The sequence below is a fragment of the Microvirga antarctica genome (genome assembly GCF_017921815.1).
GTDB lineage: Bacteria > Pseudomonadota > Alphaproteobacteria > Rhizobiales > Beijerinckiaceae > Microvirga > Microvirga antarctica.
The window spans coordinates 1-300 of the sequence record NZ_JAGEMM010000048.1 but is presented as its reverse complement, the minus strand read 5'-3'; the positions used below and the strand labels follow the sequence as shown (position 1 = coordinate 300).

The window sequence follows — 300 nt, the reverse complement described above, 5'->3', positions numbered from 1 at the left end:
TGTCCTGTCGACGTTGAATTTTCCCGTTGCGCTGGTCGGTATTTTTATTGCCATCGAACCTATCGTTGATATGGCCCGCACGGCTCTGAACGTTAACGGATCGATGATGTCAGGTGTGCTGGCTAACCGTATTTTGAATAATCATACGGCTGACGACATGCCAGCGGTTATTAACAGACCTTAGTTTTTTACGCGCCCGGAAAAGAAAAACCCTTAAGTCTGTTCAATACAGGCTTAAGGGTTCCGGCCCCATCCGGCGCTTATCTCCGGCACTCTTAATGGCTTAGCTCTTGAAGGGGC

The 300-nt window shown here is 49.0% G+C and carries 1 protein-coding gene; it reads left to right on the top strand.

Annotation, left to right across the window (positions count from 1 at the left end):
* Positions 1-184 (top strand): cation:dicarboxylate symporter family transporter (locus tag J4G32_RS20800; protein WP_210497551.1); only part of this gene is annotated, 184 nt, incomplete at its 5' end.
* Positions 185-300 lie beyond the last annotated feature (116 nt).